1 protein-coding gene is annotated in these 1,741 nt (G+C 63.4%); it reads left to right on the forward strand.

What is annotated here, in order from left to right; translation table 11 throughout:
- Positions 1–71: 71 nt before the first annotated feature.
- The coding region (locus tag MKW15_RS24115; protein WP_240862912.1) for a non-ribosomal peptide synthetase at positions 72–1,741 on the forward strand (1,670 nt) is incomplete at its 3' end.

The raw sequence follows: 1,741 nt of genomic DNA on the forward strand, positions 1-1,741 counted from the left end.
TGGATGCGGATGAGCAGAGGGTTCTCGAGGGTTTTGAGCGTGGTCCGGTGGTTGGGGTGGATCAGCGTTTGGTGAGTGAGGTGATTGCTGAGCAGGTTGGGGCCACTCCGGATGCGGTGGCGTTGGTGTGTGGTGAGCGTGAGGTGTCGTATCGGGAGTTCGGTGCGCGGGTTGGGGTGTTGGCGCGGGAGTTGATTTCGGCTGGGGTGGGGCCGGAGGTGACGGTGGCGTTGTGTATGCCGCGGTCGGTGGAGATGGTGGTGGCTGTGCATGCGGTGGTGGCTGCTGGTGGGCAGTTCATGCCGATTGCGGTGGATGCGCCGGATGAGCGGGCCGGTTACATGCTCGAAGTGACCGATTCCCGGTTGTTGTTGGTGTCGGATCGGTCGGTGGGTGCCCATGTGGCGGCGTTGGCGCAGGAGCAGGGTTTGCCGGTGATCGGGGTTGATGCTTGCGGTGAGGTGGATGTGGATACGCCGGCGGTCACTGATGTGGATCGGTTGTCGCCGTTGGGTCTTGATCATCCGATGTACACGTTGTTCACGTCGGGGTCGACGGGTCGGCCGAAGGGTGTGACGACGGCGCATCGGGGTATCAACAACCGCCTGTGGTGGGGTGTGTCGGCGATGCCGATCGATGAGGCCGATCGGGTGGTGCTCAAGAGTCCGTACACCTTTGATGTGGTGTTGGCGGAGTTGTTCGCACCGTTTCTGGTGGGTGCGCGTCTGGTGATTCTGGCGCCGGATGTGCATTTGGCGCCGGTGGCGTTGGCCGATGAGTTTGAGCGGGCCGGGGTGACGACGGCGCATTTCGTGCCGTCGATGCTGTCGGTGTTCTTGGATGTGTGTGGTCGGGAACGGGTGTCGTCGTTGAGTTCGTTGCGGATCATTTCGACCACGGGTGAGGCGTTGGCGCCGTCGATGGCGGCGACGGTGCGTGAGTGGTTGCCGCAGACGCGTTTGGTGAATCTGTATGGGCCGACGGAGGCGTCGGTGGAGATTTCCGGGCAGCAGGTTGTCGAGGTGTCGGCGGCGGATGCGACTGTGCCGATCGGTTCGGTGGTGTGGAACGGGCAGGTCGCGGTGTTGGATCGGCGGTTGAAGCGGGTGCCGGTGGGTACTGCTGGTGAGTTGTATATCGGTGGGGTGCAGGTGGGTCGCGGTTATGCCGGTCGCCCGGATCTGACGGCGGATCGTTATGTGGCTGATCCGTTCGGTGAGCCGGGGGCCCGGATGTATCGCACGGGTGATCTGGTGCGGTGGAATGCCCGCGGGGAGCTGGAGTATTTGGGTCGTACCGATTTCCAGGTGAAGTTGCGGGGTCAGCGGGTTGAGTTGGGTGAGATCGAGACGGTGATCGCGTCGGTGCCGGGGGTGCGGCATGTGGCGGCGACGGTGTTGCCGAGTGCGACTGGTGATCAGTTGGTGGCGTGGGTTGCTCCGGCGGCGTCGATCGATATGGAGGCGATCGAGGCGGCGTTGGTGCATGCGGTGCCGGTGTATATGCGGCCGACGGCGTGGGTGGTGTTGGATGAGATGCCGCTCAATCCGTCGGGGAAGGTCAACCGGGGGGTGTTGCCGGCTCCGGAATTCACCGAAGCCGAATACATTGCGCCGGAGGGTAATCGAGAAGAGCTGATCGCCGGGGTCTTTGCCGACGTACTCGGCGTGGAGCAGGTCAGTGTGGTCGCTTCGTTCTTTGATGCCGGTGGTAACTCACTTTCGGCCACGCGGGTGGCTGC

Origin of the sequence: Gordonia gummivorans (genome assembly GCF_022513585.1) — a bacterium.
GTDB lineage: Bacteria > Actinomycetota > Actinomycetes > Mycobacteriales > Mycobacteriaceae > Gordonia.